The organism is Maribacter sp. MS6, from assembly GCF_056839185.1.
Genome location: NZ_CM166389.1, coordinates 352,728 through 369,784, shown reverse-complemented (window position 1 = coordinate 369,784; position 17,057 = coordinate 352,728). Strand labels below are relative to the sequence as shown.

Here is a 17,057-nt window from a genome sequence, read left to right as displayed (position 1 = left end):
CAAAGCTACTAAAAGAAGGGCTTTTTTAGAAATTGACAGGCACGGAAATTACGATGTTCAACTAAAAGTGAGCCGGTCAACTTAGCTGATATAATTCCAAATATTCTTGTACTTTACCAATTGCGCGTAACCATGCCTTATGATTAAATTTTCCGGTTTTTCTAAAGATGGGTCGTCTTTAAGCAACCGCAAGGCATAGAAACGTGCCGTTTTTAGAATATCATTATCCTTTACAATATCCGCAATTTTTAGATTAAGAATACCACTTTGTTGGGTACCCATAATATCTCCGGGGCCACGTAACTTTAAATCGACTTCCGCAATTTCAAAGCCGTCATTGGTGCGTACCATGGTTTCTAAACGGGTCTTGGATTCGGCAGAGAGTTTGTGGCTCGTCATCAAAATACAGAAGCTTTGGTCCGCACCACGGCCCACACGTCCTCGTAATTGATGCAATTGAGATAGTCCAAAACGTTCCGCGCTCTCAATAATCATTACAGAGGCATTAGGTACGTTTACGCCAACTTCTATTACAGTCGTTGCGACCATAATCTGGGTTTCCCCTTTCACAAAACGCTGCATTTCATACTCCTTGTCCGCTGGCTTCATTTGTCCATGGACTATGGATATCTGATATTCCGGTGGTGCAAAATCCCTTACTATGCTTTCATAACCGTCCATCAAATCTTTATAATCCAATGCCTCTGATTCTTGTATCAAAGGATATACGATATAGATTTGTCTTCCTTTTTGGATTTCATCTCGTATGAATCGGAATACTTTTAAACGGTTAGAATCAAACCTATGGACTGTTTTGATGGGTTTTCTGCCCGGTGGAAGCTCATCTATGACCGAAATATCCAAATCCCCATATAAGCTCATAGCCAAAGTTCGCGGTATCGGGGTTGCCGTCATTACAAGAATATGGGGCGGATATTGGTTTTTATGCCATAGTTTGGAGCGTTGCGCTACTCCAAAACGGTGCTGTTCGTCAATAATAGCTAAACCTAAATTCTTGAATTTTACCTTATCCTCCAAAAGTGCATGGGTGCCGATTAGAATTTTTAGCTCCCCGTTTTCCAACTGCTCGTGGATAGGTTTTCGGGCTGATTTTTTAACTGCACCTGTAAGTAACGCACAAGTTACATCTGTGTCTTTCAGTAAGTCGGAGATACCTTGGTAGTGCTGATTGGCAAGGATTTCTGTTGGAGCCATCAAACAAGCTTGGAAATCATTGTCAATAGCCAAAAGCATCGCCATCACAGCGACAATAGTTTTTCCTGAACCAACATCGCCCTGTAACAAGCGGTTCATTTGGGCATTGCTACCTAAGTCTGCACGTATTTCCTTGATGACCCGTTTTTGGGCATTGGTAAGTTCAAAAGGGAGCTTATTCGTATAAAAATCATTGAAGCCATCGCCTACTTGGTCAAACGGAAAACCTTTAATTTTTTGTTTGTGGAGCATATTCTTTGCAATAAGTTGCATTTGCAGGTAGAATAGTTCCTCAAATTTAAGCCGGAACTGTGCTTTTGCCAATAACTCCTGACTCTTAGGAAAATGGATGTTAAACAGTGCTTCGCTTCTAGAAATTAGTTTTAGTTCATACAAAAGACCATCTGACAAGGTTTCGGAGAACTTTCCTTTGGTCTCTAGGAATAGTTGCTGCATCAATTTGCTAATAACGCGGTTCGTAATACCCTTGTTGTTTAGTTTCTCCGTAGATGGATATACCGGTTGCATGTCAACTTTTAGACCTTGTTGGTGTTCGGTTAAAAGTTCCATCTCCGGATGCGGCATGGAAAAGCTATTATTAAATACATTGCACTTGCCAAAGATGACATACGGTGTATTTAATTTCAAATTTTCCCGTATCCATTTTTGACCTCTAAACCATACGAGTTCCATTTCTCCGGTATCGTCTTGAAAGCGAGCGACCAAACGGGTTCCTTTTTTTTGTTCAACGGTTTTTACATGTACGATTTTTCCAATAATCTGCACATCTGCGTTGCTTTTTTGAAGTTGTCCTATTTTATAATATTGGGTTTTGTCGATATATCGATGTGGAAAGAGATTTAACAGGTCTTGATATACATGAATTCCAAGTTCCGATTGTAAACTATCCGCCCTGTTGGGGCCAACACCTTTTAGATAGGCAATGGGGGTTTGGAGTACTGTGGAATTCATGGGACTAAATTACGTAAAAAGCTCCATAGCCCCCAAAGTGAATAAAGCCCCGATTCCCCAAGCAGAGAATTTTATCTGTGATGTTTTCTTATGTATTCTTAATGGTAAAGTATACTATTTTCAAATAACTTGGGTTTAGGCTGTAATTGCCGAAAACCCTAACTTTGATTGCTCTGAAGTTTATAGTGTATGCAAAGGTTTAGTTTTGTGGTTCTGCTTTTTATTAATGCCCTTGTAGTCGCCCAGCATCAAGATAAGGTCGATTTTCTTAACGCCAAGGTTATAGTTTATCCGATACCCGATGAGCGGCTAATAGAAGGACAAGTTGATTATCAATTTATTATTACCGAAAAGGTAGATTCTATTTTTTTGGACGCCAAAAATATCGATTTTACTTTGGTACAACTCAATAACAAGAATCCGCGATTTGATTACGACGGCAAACACATTGTAATTCACGAGAAATTTAAAAAAGGACGGACATATTCGTTACGATTGGAATATACCTGTAATCCAAAACAGACTGTTTATTTTATTGGATGGGAGGATACAGTCGTTGGTAATGAACAAATTTGGACCCAAGGTCAGGGGAAATATACAAGTCATTGGCTACCTAGTTTTGACGATATGGAGGAAAAAGTGGAGTTTGATATACATATTAAGACCACTAATGATTTTACGGTTATCGCCAATGGAAAAATGGTTAAGAGCCAAAAACTGGACCATAGCGCTATCTGGCAATTCGACATGCAAAAGCCCATGAGTAGTTATCTTCTTGCCTTTGCAATAGGTAACTATCACAAGCAGGAATTGGTATCCAATAGTGGTATTCCTCTGGAAAATTATTATTACCCAAGTGATAGTCTACGTGTAGAACCTACATATCGGTATACCAAGGAAATTTTTGATTTTTTGGAGGGCGAAATCGGTGTTGCTTATCCGTGGCAAAATTATAAGCAGGCACCCGTGCATGATTTTTTATATGCCGGAATGGAAAATACAGGAGCCACTATTTTTTCGGATGGGTTTATGATAGATTCTACCGCCTTTATAGACAAAAACTATGTGAATGTAAACGCACATGAACTGGCGCATCAATGGTTTGGGAATTTGGTTACGGAAAAGGATGGCAACCATCATTGGTTGCATGAGGGTTTTGCCACCTATTTCGCTTACTTGGCTGAGAAAAAACTATTTGGCGATGACCATTTTTACTGGAAACTATATGATACCGCACAACAGCTGCAAGATTTGTCCGAAAAAGGTGAAGGTCAGTCTCTTTTAAACCCCAAAGCCAGTAGTCTTACGTTTTACGAAAAAGGGGCGTGGGCGCTGGTGGCACTACGAGAAGCAGTTGGGGATAATGCATTTAGGAAGGGGATACAAAATTACCTGAATACTTATCAATTTAAAAACGTAACCGTTTCCCAGTTTTTACAGGAAATGGCTAGAGCAAAAGGTATTGACCTCCTATCTTACAAAAATACGTGGTTGGATAGTAAGGACTTTCCTATAGCGGAAGCTATCGCAATCTTGAAAGAACATTCTCCTTCTTTGGATTTGTTATCTCAAATGAATGCTGAGTTTGAAGTTATACAAAGTGATGACCTTGATTACGAAGGGTATTGGGACGCTTCCACTTCCGTGCACTTTAAACAACATATCATAAAAAAGTACCATCGAGTTTTGCCAAAGTCTGTTATTGAAAAAGCATTTGCCACAGATAGCATTCCAATACGACAAGCTTTGGCAGTTTCCATGCTGGGAATTTCTCCCTCGGAAAATGACAAGGATGTATGGAAAAATAGTTTTGAGTCACTTCTTAAAGACAAAAGTTATGTGACGAAGGAGTTGGCCTTAATAAAGCTATGGAGTACATTTGAAAAGGACAGGGGTAATTACTTGGATCAATTGGATCGTGTAGATGGATTGCCAAATAAAAATGTTCGCTTGCTGTGGTTAACATTGGCCTTGGTAACCCCAGAGTATAGGGCTGGGGAGAAACCGGTGTTTTTTACAGAACTTAGTTCATATACAGGTTCAAATCATAGCCAAGAGGTTAGGCAAACTGCTTTTCAATTTCTAGAGGAAATAGGAGGCCTGAGCGAGGCCGTTTTTAGGGAGTTGATACAAGCTACAAATCATCATTCATGGCAATTTCGGAACTTTGCGAGGCGCCTGTTGGACAGACTATGGGAAGATGAGGGCATTAGAATACAATTACAAGAAACAGCTAAAAGACTAAACGGCGATGATTTGCGATATTTTAATACAAAACTTAATCTAGAATGAGAGCCTTGGTTATTTCCGGTGGTGGTAGCAAGGGAGCATTTGCTGGCGGTGTGGCCGAATTTTTAATTAAAAATTCTGGCAAAAAATATGACCTTTTTGTGGGTACTTCTACAGGTAGCTTGCTTATATCGCATTTGGCTTTGGGCAAGTTGGAAAAAATAAAAGAAATTTATTCCAATGTTAATCAGGATACTATTTTTAACAATTGTCCCTTTATCATTAAGAAAAAATATGGGGTAGATGAGATTTCCATTAATCATTGGAATGTATTAAAGAATTTTATAGCTGGCAAACAGACGTTTGGGGAAAGTGAAAATCTCCGAAAAATGATCAGGCAAAGCGTAACCATCGAAGAGTTTAACGAACTTAAAAATGGATTAACCGATGTTGTTGTAACGGTATCTAATTTGTCATTAAATCAGGTGGAGTATAAATCGATCAATGAATGTAGCTACGATGAATTTTGTGATTGGATATGGATATCATCTAACTATGTCCCGTTTATGAGTTTGGCCCGCGTAAACGGATGTGAATATGCAGATGGGGGTTTAGGAAGTATTGTTCCTATTGAGGAAGCCATAAGGCGTGGTGCCACGGAAGTCGATGTCGTAGTCTTACATACCGAAGTAAACTATCTGAACAGAATGCCGTCCAGAAATCCTTTTGAGTTGCTTACTACCATGTTGAGTTTTATTTTAGACCGAATTGAAAATCAAAATATACGAATTGGAAAACTTGTAGCAAATCAGAAAGATGCAATTATCAATCTATATTACACCCCAACTATTTTAACCACAAATTCCCTGATTTTTGATAAGGCGAAAATGACTCGCTGGTGGCAGCGTGGCTATTTGTACGCTAAAAACAAAAATGAAGAAACCAATCCGATCGAGCCTAATGAGTATGAGTGAGATTTTCAGAGGTAGGACTACAGAAAAAGTAAAATATAGGTAGGTAAGTCGTAGAAAGTGTTCCTATTAAAGGTAATCTGTTTAAATAGACTTCTTACTCCAATTGAAACCTATTTCAAGGGTTCTTTTGAAACATCTAATTAAATTTTCAAAAGTGGTCTAATAATAAAGTCTAAAGTCAAGTAGCTTACAGAGATTATAATGCTTTTGAAACATAAGTTCCACAACTTCCTTAAAATCATCATTTTCTTGGTACAAACCAAAGAAAACCCTATCAATAGTACTAGCACTAGAAATTTTGCTCTGGTTGACACCGTAGCCAGAGATGGCTCGTGCCCCGGTTACATCTAAAAAGTATTGCGATTCCTCATCTGTTAGGTCCAGTATTTTTTTGTTCGCAAAATGTATCACTTTTCCACGCATCTTACCTTCAAAAAGTTCCGCAATTTCCTCAATGCTATAGTAATAGTCGTTAATTAGGATATTGTTCGGCTCACCGGGCATAACCAAGTAGATAATTTCATAATCTTTAAAGTTATGGTCGTTATACAATAAGTTATTAAGGCTGTCTTCTAATCCTTCAATAGTATCGCAGGCTTTGTAGATGCTCGCAATATTTTGATTCAGCGCAATATCCTCCAAAATTTTCAAAACTTCGGTTGTATCAGTATTATCTATATCTGGAAGGGCTTCGAGGCAGAAAATAAACTTGTCAGTCTCTGTAGAGCCTACTTGTAATGTATTCATAGCCTGCAAAATTCTTTATTTGGCCTGTGTTTAACAAGCAAATCAAGAAAGAATTTACGGGTAGGGAATTGCTTTTGTCTTTTTGCGCTATAAAACTTTCATTTAGAGCTCGCTATTATCGTTAAGCGAATAACTTTGATGCATGCATGCAGGCTTGTACTTGTTTCTTGGATTTGTATTCGAGGTTTATTGTTTACCTGGTTTTGGGGTTAGGGGACTTTTACCAAAGTTCACCAATTTCTTTTTTAAGATATGACAATGCCGTTGTAGATGGCGATGTTTTTTCCATGGTTTCGGTAAGAATATCCTCCCTTAGTTTATCTGCGGTTTCAGTTTCGCTCATGGCCGCTTTTCGTATCATTTGTATCGTAGCACTTTTTGCCGCTTTTATGATATTCCAACATTCATCGGTCATATAGATTTGTTGCGAAAGATTGTGCTCAAACTCCGTCTCTATATTTTTAATAAGTAAATTCTCATAGTCGGATTTATTCTCTGAAGCTGGTCCCACCCGAACAACCAAACTTGGAATCGCAATTCGCTCTAAAAAAAGTACCATACGTTCGTAAGCCTGCATTCTTACAGGTAAAGCATCTTTTTGAGAATCTTTATGCAATAAAAAGCGTCTTCTTCCTTCTTCATTTTTGGTATGTAATCTAAAAAAATAAAATGCAACGGCGCCGGTAACTATAGAAGGAAACGTGTATGCGAAAAGTTGTAATATTTGGTCTGAACTCATGTCTAGGAATTTATCGTTGTTAGTGGTTAGTATTAAACACAAGAACGACCAATTTCTTCAATTATTATATAGGCTGATCGATGAAATACAGAAATTTAACCCGTAGAATATTTTAGTGAGCCTTACCAATCCAGAAACCAGTAGTTTTCAATTTGCTTTTTAACCTACGTTGCTTAAAGTACAGTGTTACCTTTATTTTGGCTATAGTTCATTATACTAAGATGATTGAAATATCTGATTATGAGCTAACTTAAAACAGTAATGTATTAAATGCACTAGTAGGGGATAATTATAATATTTATGGCTAACAGCGCAGATTCTTTGGAATTAGCAGGGAAACAATAGTATATTTAGGTAGCTAATTAAAAAAACTTGATAATGAGGGTATTGATAATTTTCATTGGTTTTATGTTTGTTGCAGGTTGTAAAACAGATAGTAAAGAACGAACTAGCAACAATAGTTTTGAAACTTTTAGTGCGGCTTTTAATACAATTGAAGCCGGGACCGTAAAGGATTTAACTTTAAGTAGTGAATATTTCTACGAAGAACTGGCTAAAACAAGAAAAACATTAGATAACTTATTGCAGATAGATACGGTACCTCTCTCCTTTGAAGATCGAATTGACTGGCGCTTTGCGCACAGCATTTTAAAAGGTAAGGAGCTAAGACAAGCGAATCATCAAGCTTGGAGAAAGGATCCCAGGGAATATATGCAGTTTAGAAGCTTAGGAAACATTCTAGACAGGCCAGGGGAACCTGAGGAAAAAATAGAAGAATTGTTGGAGAAATTGAAGGCACTTCCTATACAATTGGGAAATGGCACGAAGCAAATTGAGTTTTTTGTTCCTAGATTTCAAGAACTGTCACTTTTCATGGCGCAAAATGCTATTCCCTTGTTTAAGACTTCTTTACCAGAATTTGCAAAACTGACAAATAAGGTAGATGAGCTTACACCCTTAATAGAAAACGCTAAAAAAGCCTTGGATACGTATATTTTATTCTTGACCCAAGAGCTTCCTAAAAAGCCTAAAGCAGGATTTGAATTAGGGGAGTCAACCTATAATAATATTTTAGAACAAGAGCTTCTTTTGGATTACAACGCTGAGAGCCTTTGGCAATTTGGAAAGGATAGATTTGACGCTACCTTGTCCGAATTGGAGGTGTTGGCAAAGGAAATAGATTCCTCGAAAAGTTGGCAAGAATTGGCCTTAGAAATTAAAAATGACTTTCCCAAACCGCATGAAATGATAGCGGCCCACCAATTATGGGTAGATAGTTCCCGAACGCATATTTTAAACCATAAACTAATTCCCATTCCATGGGAAGAACAAGTACAGGTTGTTCCTAGGGCAGAATATTTGAGAAAAACGTCTTATTATGGCAATTTTTCTCGAGCCAAAGGTAAGGATGAAGAAGGGGTTTTAACAGCTAAATGGATGATAAATCCTTATGAAGACCAGTGGGATGAGAAGACAAAACAGGAATATTTAGTAGAGCATGATTGGGGTGTTATCATTGTGACCGCACCGCATGAGTCATACGGGGGACATCATGTACAGGGCTTGTATCAGATGCATAATCCAAGAAAAATCCGCCGAGAGAACGGACTTTCCCTTTTTAGTGAAGGTTGGGGCCTTTATAACGAACAGCTGATGGCCGAAACTGGTTTTTTTCCTAATAAAAGAATTCATCTACGACAATTACAGCTACGACTCTGGCGTAATGCCAGGGTCATTTATGACGTAGGGATGCACTCTGGACGCATGACCTACGAGGAAGCTGTTACGCTGATGACAGACAAAGTTGGCTTTTTGAGATGGGCAGCACAATTAGAAATTGATTCTGCCGCGAAAAGTCCAGGTTATTTTATAGGCTATTATTTAGGAATGTCAGAAATTTTAAGAATTAGGGACCTTTACAAACAAAAAATGGGAGAACGTTTTACGTTGGGCGATTTTCATGAAAGACTTTTAAAAATAGGAAATATGCCCCCTAGACTAATGGAAGAGTCGCTATTATCAGATGTGAAACCTAGCACTTAAAATTCCAGTTTATTTGTTTTTCATATCCGCTTTTGCCTTTGTGTAAAAAGCTTTATAATCTGGGTGGATACGAATCTGAATTCCCTCTTTAAAGCCCCCGTCTTGCGCCTTTACTTGCAAACGGCTTCCGTCTACGCCGTTTTGTACTATTAATTGATTAGCAATAGCAACCGCTTGGTTTAGGCCAAGATGTAATTCTCCTGTAATATTCATTCCTATAACCGTAATCGCTGCATTAGGGTTAGCGTTTAAAAGTTGGCCTACTTTCCCTAGCAGCTCTTTAGAGGTTTCCAAGAGGTTATTTCCGAGTCCGTCCTCGAAGAAAAAATCCAATTTTTCAGAGATGATTACGACACCCTCACTTACTTGTACTTTTGCATTCTCTCCTAAGGTCCGTTTTGCATCGGTAAGTACAACCAATGCAGTAGAATCTGCACTGGCGAAACCTCCAATGATACTTTTTATCTGTGCTTCTTTGCGCTCTAAGGTTTCTAGAGTCTTATTGATGTTCGCTGTGTTTTGACTCGATAAGGTGGCAAAACTATTCAGGTTTTTCATCAAAGTAGCGTTGGCATCCTGTAATTCGGTTACCTGTGACTGCAGTTCTTCGGCTTTTTGAAGTCCAATTCTTTCATTTCGTTTTGCATCTGAAATAATGCGGTTAACGGAATCTAATTGAAATTTCAATTCTTGATTCTGTGAAATTAATTCACTTTTCTTTTGTCCTTGAAGGGGTAAACACCCAAATAGTACAATAACGGAGAGCACAAAAATATTTTTCATACAATTATAAACGTCAATTTTTATTTAGTATTCCAATTAGATATGGGAACGATTATCCTTTTGGTTTTGTTTCCAAACGTGGAGTTTTATCGCTATTCAAATAATCTAAGCTCATTTCTGTCAAGGCACGCACGCCCAATAATAAATCGCTATCATCTATTTTAAAATCAGGCGTATGGTGGGGAAAGGATTCTGTATTACCTGGAGTCATTCCTCCCAAAAAGAAAAAGAAGCCCGGCGCTTCGCGCTGAAAATAAGAGAAATCCTCTGCTCCGGTGATTGCCTTTTGGGTAACTACATTGCCCTCACCGGCAACCCTTTTAATAGTAGGAAGCATTTGGTCAACTAATTCCGGATTGTTATAAGTGATATCGGTTGCATCCTTAATTTCACAAGTAGCCTCACCACCGTATGCTTTGGCAATAGTACTTACCATTTCTATCATACGTTTGTTCAACTTGTCTTTCATGTCATAGTCCAAAGTTCTTATCGTACCTATCATTTCGGCATCTTCTGGAATAATGTTGAACCGTACACCACTTCTAATTTTTCCAACCGTGATTACGGCCGCTTCATTGGTTAGTTCGGTTTCCCTACTAATAATGGTTTGAAGGCCATCGATAATCTTTGCACTTATCAAAATTGGATCTACACCAGACCAAGGTTGTGAACCGTGGCTTTGCTTACCTTTCACCTTAATGGTAAAACTTTGTGCAGCTGCCATGGTTCCACCAGATTTGTAACGAATAGTTCCTACTGGTGTTTGTGAATTTATGTGCAGTCCAAAGATAGCATCGACCTTTGGGTTTTCCATTACACCTTCTTTTACCATAAGCAACGCACCGCCTTCTTCTCCTGGTGGTGGACCTTCTTCGGCAGGTTGAAAAATGAATTTAACCGTTCCCTTTATTTTATCTTTATTCTTCGCCATAACCTCGGCCACACCCATTAAGATGGCGGTATGTGTATCATGTCCACAGGCATGCATAACGTCCACTTTTTCACCCATAAACTCCGATGTTACGGTCGATTTAAAAGGTAGGTCATTGCGTTCCTTTACCGGAAGTGCGTCGATATCCGCTCGCAAGGCAACAACTTTACCAGGTTTATCACCCTTTAATAATCCCACGACTCCTGTGTGTGCAACACCGGTCTGTACTTCTAGTCCTAAAGACTTGAGGTGTTTTGCAATTTTTTCCGCGGTCTTGAATTCGCGGTTTCCGAGTTCTGGGTTTTGATGGATATCTCGTCTCCAATCAATTACTTTTCCTTCGATAGCTTCATAGTCTTTATCCAAATTTGGTCCTTGGGCAGTTGCGGTAGCTGCGAAAACCAATAATGCTAAACATCCTAGATATCTCATAGTGTTGTTTTAAAATTTAATTAATCTGTAATTATCGTTCTGTAGATGTATCAATGCTGTCATGGCTGAAAGGGAAATCTGTATTCCGGTGACAAGGTCTTCTTTTGGAAATCCCCGAGAAGCAGAAGACTGTCCGCAGAAAATAATATCGGCACCGGCATCCATCAACTCTTTTAGTAATCTTTCATTTGGATTGTCTACGCCGAATTTTTTGTTGTACGCTTTGGAATGAATCATATCCTTAGAAGCTTTGTTATGAACTACTAAGGCGACTTTCAATTGCGCTAAAGGAACACCACTTTGGGCGTGCATATTTAAGAACCTCGCCGCTGTTTCTAGATTAGCGTTAAGAACAGCTGGGTCATCTGGCGTACTCATAATATCAAAAACCGCTTTATACGTTGTTGATGTATCGGTCTTAAAGTCTGGCTGGCTAATATCCCATACCGCTCCATAATCAGCGATTATAGGTCCACTTTTCTTTTCCTGTGCTATGACGCCCACAGTAAAACCGAGTACCAATAAGAAGAAAAAGCTACGTTTATCTTTAATTTTCATGATGTTCTAGATAATCAGGCGATAAATATATTCAAATTGAAAGGAATAACCACTTATTGTTTATAAATCTAAAAAACAAGATTTCTACGATCCCTAGATAATAGCTAAATTCACGCTCTAAAACAAAGATTAAATTGAGTACTTTTTTAGATGTATTGAACGATGCGCAGCGGGAGCCTGTACTTCATAAAGACGGACCGCTCATGGTCATTGCCGGAGCAGGTTCCGGGAAGACAAGAGTCCTTACCTACAGGATTGCGTATTTAATGGAACAGAACGTAGATGCGTTTAATATTCTTGCCCTGACTTTTACCAACAAGGCAGCCCGCGAAATGAAAAAACGTATTTCCGAAATGGTGGGTGTCTCCGAGACCAAAAACCTCTGGATGGGTACCTTCCATTCTGTTTTTGCCAAGCTTCTGCGTTATGATGGGGATAAGCTAGGGTACCCCAGTAATTTTACCATTTACGATACCCAAGACTCACAACGTTTAATTTCTTCCATCATTAAGGAAATGGGATTGGACAAGGATATTTATAAATACAAGCAAATACAGAATAGGATATCCTCTTTTAAAAATAGCCTTATAACGGTAAAGGCCTATTTTAACAATCCCGAGCTCATGGAAGCGGATGCTATGGCAAAACGACCGAGAGTAGGGGATATTTACCAGAATTATGTAGACCGTTGCTTTAAGGCAGGGGCAATGGATTTTGATGATTTGTTGCTGCGTACCAATGAGCTGTTGACGCGCTTTCCAGATGTACTTATGAAGTATCAGGATAGGTTCCGATATATTTTGGTAGACGAGTACCAAGATACCAATCATTCCCAATATTTAATAGTAAAAGCTTTGGCCGATCGGTTCCAGAACATTTGCGTAGTAGGGGACGATGCACAAAGTATCTATTCTTTCAGAGGTGCCAACATTAGCAATATTCTTAATTTTCAGCGCGATTATGAGAATGTGGGTATGTATCGTCTAGAACAGAACTACCGATCTACGAAAAACATTGTAAATGCGGCAAACTCTATCATTGCCAAAAATAAGGACCAGTTGGAAAAAGTGGTCTGGACAGCTAATGACGACGGTGCACAAATAAAAATACACCGCAGTATCACAGATGCGGAAGAAGGTAGGTTTGTAGCCCAGTCTATTTGGGACCATAAGATGAATCAGCAGATGCACAACGGGGAATTTGCGGTGCTATACAGAACAAACTCCCAGTCTAGGGCCATTGAAGACGGATTGCGTAAACGGGATATTCCATACCGTATCTACGGTGGACTCTCATTTTATCAACGGAAGGAGATAAAGGATGTCCTATCCTATTTACGACTTGTTATTAACCCCAAGGATGAAGAAGCGCTGAAAAGAGTGATTAATTTTCCTGCAAGAGGTATTGGTCAAACTACGGTTGATAAATTGGTAGTTGCAGCCAACCACTATGGGCGGTCTATTTTTGAGGTTATGGAAAACATTTCCAAGATTGACCTAAAGATAAATAGCGGTACCAAACGAAAGCTAGAGGATTTTGTGACCATGATCAAAAGCTTTCAGATAATGAACGAGGGCGCGAACGCTTTTGAACTCTCCGAGCATGTTGCAAAAAAGACCGGATTACTGCTCGAATTTAAAAAAGACGGCACACCGGAAGGTATTGCCAAAATGGAGAATATAGAAGGCTTGTTAAATGGAATTAAGGACTTTGTAGAGGGACAAGTAGAAGTGGTAGATGCTACGGGAAGTGTTAGTGAATTTCTCGAGGATGTTGCCCTTGCAACAGATTTGGATAATGACACAGGTGATGATGACCGGGTGGCGTTGATGACCATTCATTTGGCAAAAGGACTGGAGTTTCCATACGTATATATCGTTGGGATGGAAGAGGACCTGTTTCCGTCAGGAATGAGTATGAATACACGAAGCGAACTAGAAGAAGAACGACGTCTGTTTTATGTGGCCTTAACACGTGCGGAAAAACAGGCATATCTTACCTATACCCAAAATAGGTATCGTTGGGGCAAGTTAATCGATGCCGAACCTAGTAGGTTTTTAGAGGAAATCGATGAGCAATATGTGGAAAATCTTACCCCAGTAGATGGAGGCTATCGTTACAAGTCTTTAATAAATGCAGATATTTTCGGCGAGGTTGATAAAAGTACACTCCGTCAAAACAAACCGATAAAAGGCACGCCTCCGATAGTAGGCCAACCCAATAGTAACCAGCTTAAAAAATTACGCAAAATAAAGCCAGAGTTGTCCAGGCCGGTTGGGAACACTAATCAGATAGATCCTAACTTAGCAGAAGGTTCTATAATTAATCACAACCGTTTTGGAAGAGGGCAAGTTCTTAAAATTGAGGGTATTGGTAATGACCGCAAAGCAGAAATAAAATTTGATAAGGGCGATGTAAAGAAATTGTTACTTCGTTTTGCCAAGTTAGAGGTGGTTTCTTAATTGGGTTAGCAATAAGGTGCTATTGGATTTAATTCCAATAGTTTGGTTTCCCGCACGTATAATAACATTTACAATGCACGTGAACAAAAGTTAAACAGTACTGTATCGTAAGATTGGTTAACCGTTACGCATTATTTTAAAAAACTGTTTCAATATTTTTGTATTTTGTAGGAGTAAACAGTCTTTATACACTTGGCAGAATTTATTAAAATATACGAAGAGAACCCCAACCCTAAAGAAATCAATAGGGTGGTACAGGTCTTGCGCAAAGGTGGTTTAATCATTTACCCTACGGATACCGTATACGGTTTAGGTTGTGATATTACAAACACCAAAGCTTTGGAAAAAATCGCACGGATCAAGGGTATAAAATTAGCCAAAGCAAACTGGTCTTTTATTTGTCCCGATTTGAGTAATCTTTCTGACTATGTGCGTCAAATAGACACGGCGACCTTTAAAATATTAAAAAGAGCGCTTCCCGGCCCTTACACTTTTATTCTTCCGGGAAACAATAATTTGCCCAAGGATTTTAAAAAGAAGAAAACGGTTGGTATCCGGGTACCCGATAATGCTATTATCCAAGCGCTGGTGGTTGCTTTGGGAAACCCTATCGTATCCACTTCTATCCGTGATGATGATGATGTATTGGAATATACGACAGACCCCGAACTTATATTTGAGAAGTGGGAAAATTTGGTAGATGTAGTCATTGACGGCGGCTACGGCGGTAACGTGGCATCAACGATTATTGATTTGTCCGACGGTTACCCTGAGGTTGTTCGTGAGGGTAAGGGAAGTTTGGATATTATCTAGTTGGCAAATATCATTGTTAAGCCCCGTTACTACTATGATAGGCTCTGGGCATAATTCCTTTGTTATAATTTTTTGAAGTAACAACTTGTATCACAATAATCAGATACATCCTTACTAGGCTCGCATAACAGCATAAAAAAAGGGTGCTTGAATTTTCAAGCACCCTTTTTTATTTTTAAAAATCTAAGGACTAGTTCCTATTTGTTTATCGCCGGATCTTTCATTCCTTCTTCTATCATGCTGTAGAACTGATCAATTTTTGGAAGCACTACAATTCTAGTTCTTCTGTTTTTAGACTTTTCTGTAGCTGAAACCGGTATGTATTCCGCTCTACCTGCAGCTGTCATTCTCTTTGGATCTACATTGAAATCATTTTGCAAAATACGAACAACAGAGGTTGCACGCTTAACGCTCAAATCCCAGTTATCCAATAATGCGCCATTTCTTCTGTAAGGCACATCATCGGTATGGCCTTCAACCATAAACTCAAAATCTGGTTTGTTGTTGACTACCTTCGCTACTTTACCTAATACTTCTTTAGCTCTTTTGGTAATGTTGTAGCTTCCACTGCTGAATAATAATTTATCTGAGATAGAAACGAAAACTACTCCTTTTTCCACGCTTATTTCAATATCCTCGTCGTCTAAGTTTCCAAGTACACCTTTTAAGCTTTGTACTAAGGATAAGTTTACTGAATCCCTGCGAGTGATAGCATCGTTTAATTTACGAATGGTTAAATCTTTTTCCTGTAGACTTTCTAAGGACTTTTCTAAGTTTTCGGCGCCTTTGGTCGTCAACGTTGTAAGGTTGCCCATATTGTTTATCAATTCCTGATTATTGGCTTTCAAGAACGCATTTTGATCTTCTAACGTCTGTAACCTGGAAGAAGCAGTCGCTTTTTCTTCTAAGCAATCATTTAATTTTACTGTGGCAGAATTCAATAAATCCTGTGTTTCTTTTTGTTTTGCCTCAAGGTCCGAATATTTCTTCTGCGATACACAAGAAGACAATAAAAGCGTTACACCGAGACATCCTAGAATGATTTTTTTCATAATTGTTACCTATATTAAATGTTTGTTATTTACTAATTTTTAGCCTAAGCCATATCAAATGTATATAATTTGGAATTTGTTAATTCCCTCTACTCGTTAATCTTTTACTAAAATGTTAAATTCTTTTATCCCATTTACGAAGTAAGACCACACTATGGACGTTGTGGTATGGTATTTTAATAAAAAATTTCCTTTTTTCCGCTTCTTCAACATTTTAGGAAATTGGCGGTAGAAACTCAAATGAGCCCTTAAGATTGCGAAACAGTGTTTAAATCGAAATTGGAATATAAAGCGAAGTGCAGCAATACCGTCCAAAAGGAGCCTTATAAAAATAATCAGAAATGCTTTGCCCAAAGGAAGGTTCTTTACGATGGAAAAGAGTGAATTTCTAAAATTTAAATAGGTCTTTTTTGGGTTCATGTTACTTAAGGTAGAACCACCTAGGTGATATACTTTTGAATCGCCCACGTAATATATTTTATGACCTTTGTTTTTTGCTCTCCAACAGAAATCTACTTCTTCTTGGTGGGCAAAATAGTCCGTATCAAAGCCACCTAGCGTCATAAATACATCACTTTTCACGAACATGCAAGCACCTGTAGCCCAAAAAATTTCCTTGGTATCGTTGTACTGTCCTGTATCTCGTTCCAAGTGCTGAAAGATTCTGCCCCTGCAAAACGGATATCCTAGTTTGTCTATAAAACCACCGGCAGCACCGGCATATTCAAAATGGTCTGGTTTTAGTAAATCTAAAATCTTGGGTTGTATAACACTAGCATTAGGTAACTGTTCAAAAGCTGTCAAAATGGGGTCTAGCCAATGTTCTGTTACTTCTACATCTGAATTCAGCAAACAAAAAACATCCGCTTTTACGTGTTTTAAAGCGTCATTATAACCTTTGGCAAAGCCTCCGTTACTGCTATTCTGTATGATATGTATTGTGGGATAGTTCTCTTTTAGGAAGGAGATAGAACTATCTGTAGATGCATTGTCCGCTACATATATTTCAGCATCGTCAGAAAATTCCATAACCGAGGGTAAGAAACGCTCTAAGAGCACTTCTCCGTTCCAATTGAGTATGACGATGGCTATCTTCAAAATGATGGC

13 protein-coding genes are annotated in these 17,057 nt (G+C 38.7%); 5 read left to right on the top strand and 8 right to left on the bottom strand.

Annotated features, from left to right (window positions below):
• Positions 1 to 81 precede the first annotated feature (81 nt).
• A complete protein-coding gene (gene recG / locus MS6x_RS01830; RefSeq protein WP_482605078.1) occupies positions 82 to 2,187 on the bottom strand; it encodes an ATP-dependent DNA helicase RecG in 2,106 nt (701 codons plus the stop codon).
• Between the two features lie 189 nt (positions 2,188 to 2,376).
• Here recG and MS6x_RS01825 point away from each other — a divergent pair, with 189 nt between their 5' ends.
• Positions 2,377 to 4,479 (top strand): M1 family metallopeptidase, encoded by a 2,103-nt coding sequence (locus tag MS6x_RS01825; protein ID WP_482605077.1) that lies wholly within the window; start codon positions 2,377 to 2,379, stop codon positions 4,477 to 4,479.
• A complete protein-coding gene (locus tag MS6x_RS01820) occupies positions 4,476 to 5,390 on the top strand; it encodes a patatin-like phospholipase family protein (protein WP_482605076.1) in 915 nt (304 codons plus the stop codon). The genes MS6x_RS01825 and MS6x_RS01820 overlap by 4 nt, the downstream gene beginning before the upstream one ends.
• A gap of 159 nt (positions 5,391 to 5,549) precedes the next feature.
• Here the strand turns inward: MS6x_RS01820 and MS6x_RS01815 are convergent, their stop codons facing one another.
• Both MS6x_RS01815 and MS6x_RS01810 read right to left on the bottom strand, forming a co-directional pair.
• The gene (locus tag MS6x_RS01815) at positions 5,550 to 6,137 is read right to left on the bottom strand and encodes a DUF6642 family protein (protein ID WP_482605075.1); all 588 of its coding nucleotides are present in this window, start codon (positions 6,135 to 6,137) and stop codon (positions 5,550 to 5,552) included.
• Between the two features lie 220 nt (positions 6,138 to 6,357).
• Positions 6,358 to 6,876: a DUF7935 family protein gene (locus MS6x_RS01810; RefSeq protein ID WP_482605074.1), complete on the bottom strand. Its 519-nt coding sequence runs from the start codon at positions 6,874 to 6,876 to the stop codon at positions 6,358 to 6,360.
• Positions 6,877 to 7,254: 378 nt separating this feature from the next.
• Here MS6x_RS01810 and MS6x_RS01805 point away from each other — a divergent pair, with 378 nt between their 5' ends.
• A complete protein-coding gene (locus tag MS6x_RS01805; protein ID WP_482605073.1) occupies positions 7,255 to 8,919 on the top strand; it encodes a DUF885 domain-containing protein in 1,665 nt (554 codons plus the stop codon).
• A gap of 9 nt (positions 8,920 to 8,928) precedes the next feature.
• Here MS6x_RS01805 and MS6x_RS01800 read toward each other — a convergent pair whose 3' ends face one another.
• From MS6x_RS01800 to MS6x_RS01790, 3 genes are read right to left on the bottom strand one after another with little or no spacing between them, the layout of a single operon-like run.
• The gene (locus MS6x_RS01800) at positions 8,929 to 9,702 is read right to left on the bottom strand and encodes an OmpA family protein (RefSeq protein ID WP_482605072.1); all 774 of its coding nucleotides are present in this window, start codon (positions 9,700 to 9,702) and stop codon (positions 8,929 to 8,931) included.
• A gap of 52 nt (positions 9,703 to 9,754) precedes the next feature.
• Positions 9,755 to 11,065 carry an amidohydrolase gene (locus tag MS6x_RS01795; RefSeq protein ID WP_482605071.1) on the bottom strand — a complete coding sequence of 437 codons (1,311 nt, stop codon included), beginning with the start codon at positions 11,063 to 11,065 and terminating at the stop codon, positions 9,755 to 9,757.
• A gap of 9 nt (positions 11,066 to 11,074) precedes the next feature.
• Positions 11,075 to 11,623, bottom strand: a complete 549-nt coding sequence (locus MS6x_RS01790; protein WP_482605070.1) for a DsrE family protein — start codon at positions 11,621 to 11,623, stop codon at positions 11,075 to 11,077.
• Positions 11,624 to 11,826: 203 nt separating this feature from the next.
• Here MS6x_RS01790 and MS6x_RS01785 point away from each other — a divergent pair, with 203 nt between their 5' ends.
• Together MS6x_RS01785 and MS6x_RS01780 are read left to right on the top strand one after the other, a co-directional pair.
• Complete coding sequence (locus MS6x_RS01785) at positions 11,827 to 14,085, top strand: ATP-dependent helicase (protein WP_482607125.1); 2,259 nt, start codon at positions 11,827 to 11,829, stop codon at positions 14,083 to 14,085.
• 192 nt (positions 14,086 to 14,277) lie between these two features.
• Positions 14,278 to 14,898, top strand: a complete 621-nt coding sequence (locus tag MS6x_RS01780; RefSeq protein ID WP_482605069.1) for an L-threonylcarbamoyladenylate synthase — start codon at positions 14,278 to 14,280, stop codon at positions 14,896 to 14,898.
• A 197-nt stretch (positions 14,899 to 15,095) separates the two neighbouring features.
• On the opposite strand, the gene MS6x_RS01775 is transcribed toward MS6x_RS01780, so the two are convergent.
• Both MS6x_RS01775 and MS6x_RS01770 read right to left on the bottom strand, forming a co-directional pair.
• Positions 15,096 to 15,950: an OmpA/MotB family protein gene (locus tag MS6x_RS01775; RefSeq protein WP_482605068.1), complete on the bottom strand. Its 855-nt coding sequence runs from the start codon at positions 15,948 to 15,950 to the stop codon at positions 15,096 to 15,098.
• Between the two features lie 96 nt (positions 15,951 to 16,046).
• Positions 16,047 to 17,048: a glycosyltransferase family 2 protein gene (locus MS6x_RS01770; RefSeq protein ID WP_482605067.1), complete on the bottom strand. Its 1,002-nt coding sequence runs from the start codon at positions 17,046 to 17,048 to the stop codon at positions 16,047 to 16,049.
• Positions 17,049 to 17,057 lie beyond the last annotated feature (9 nt).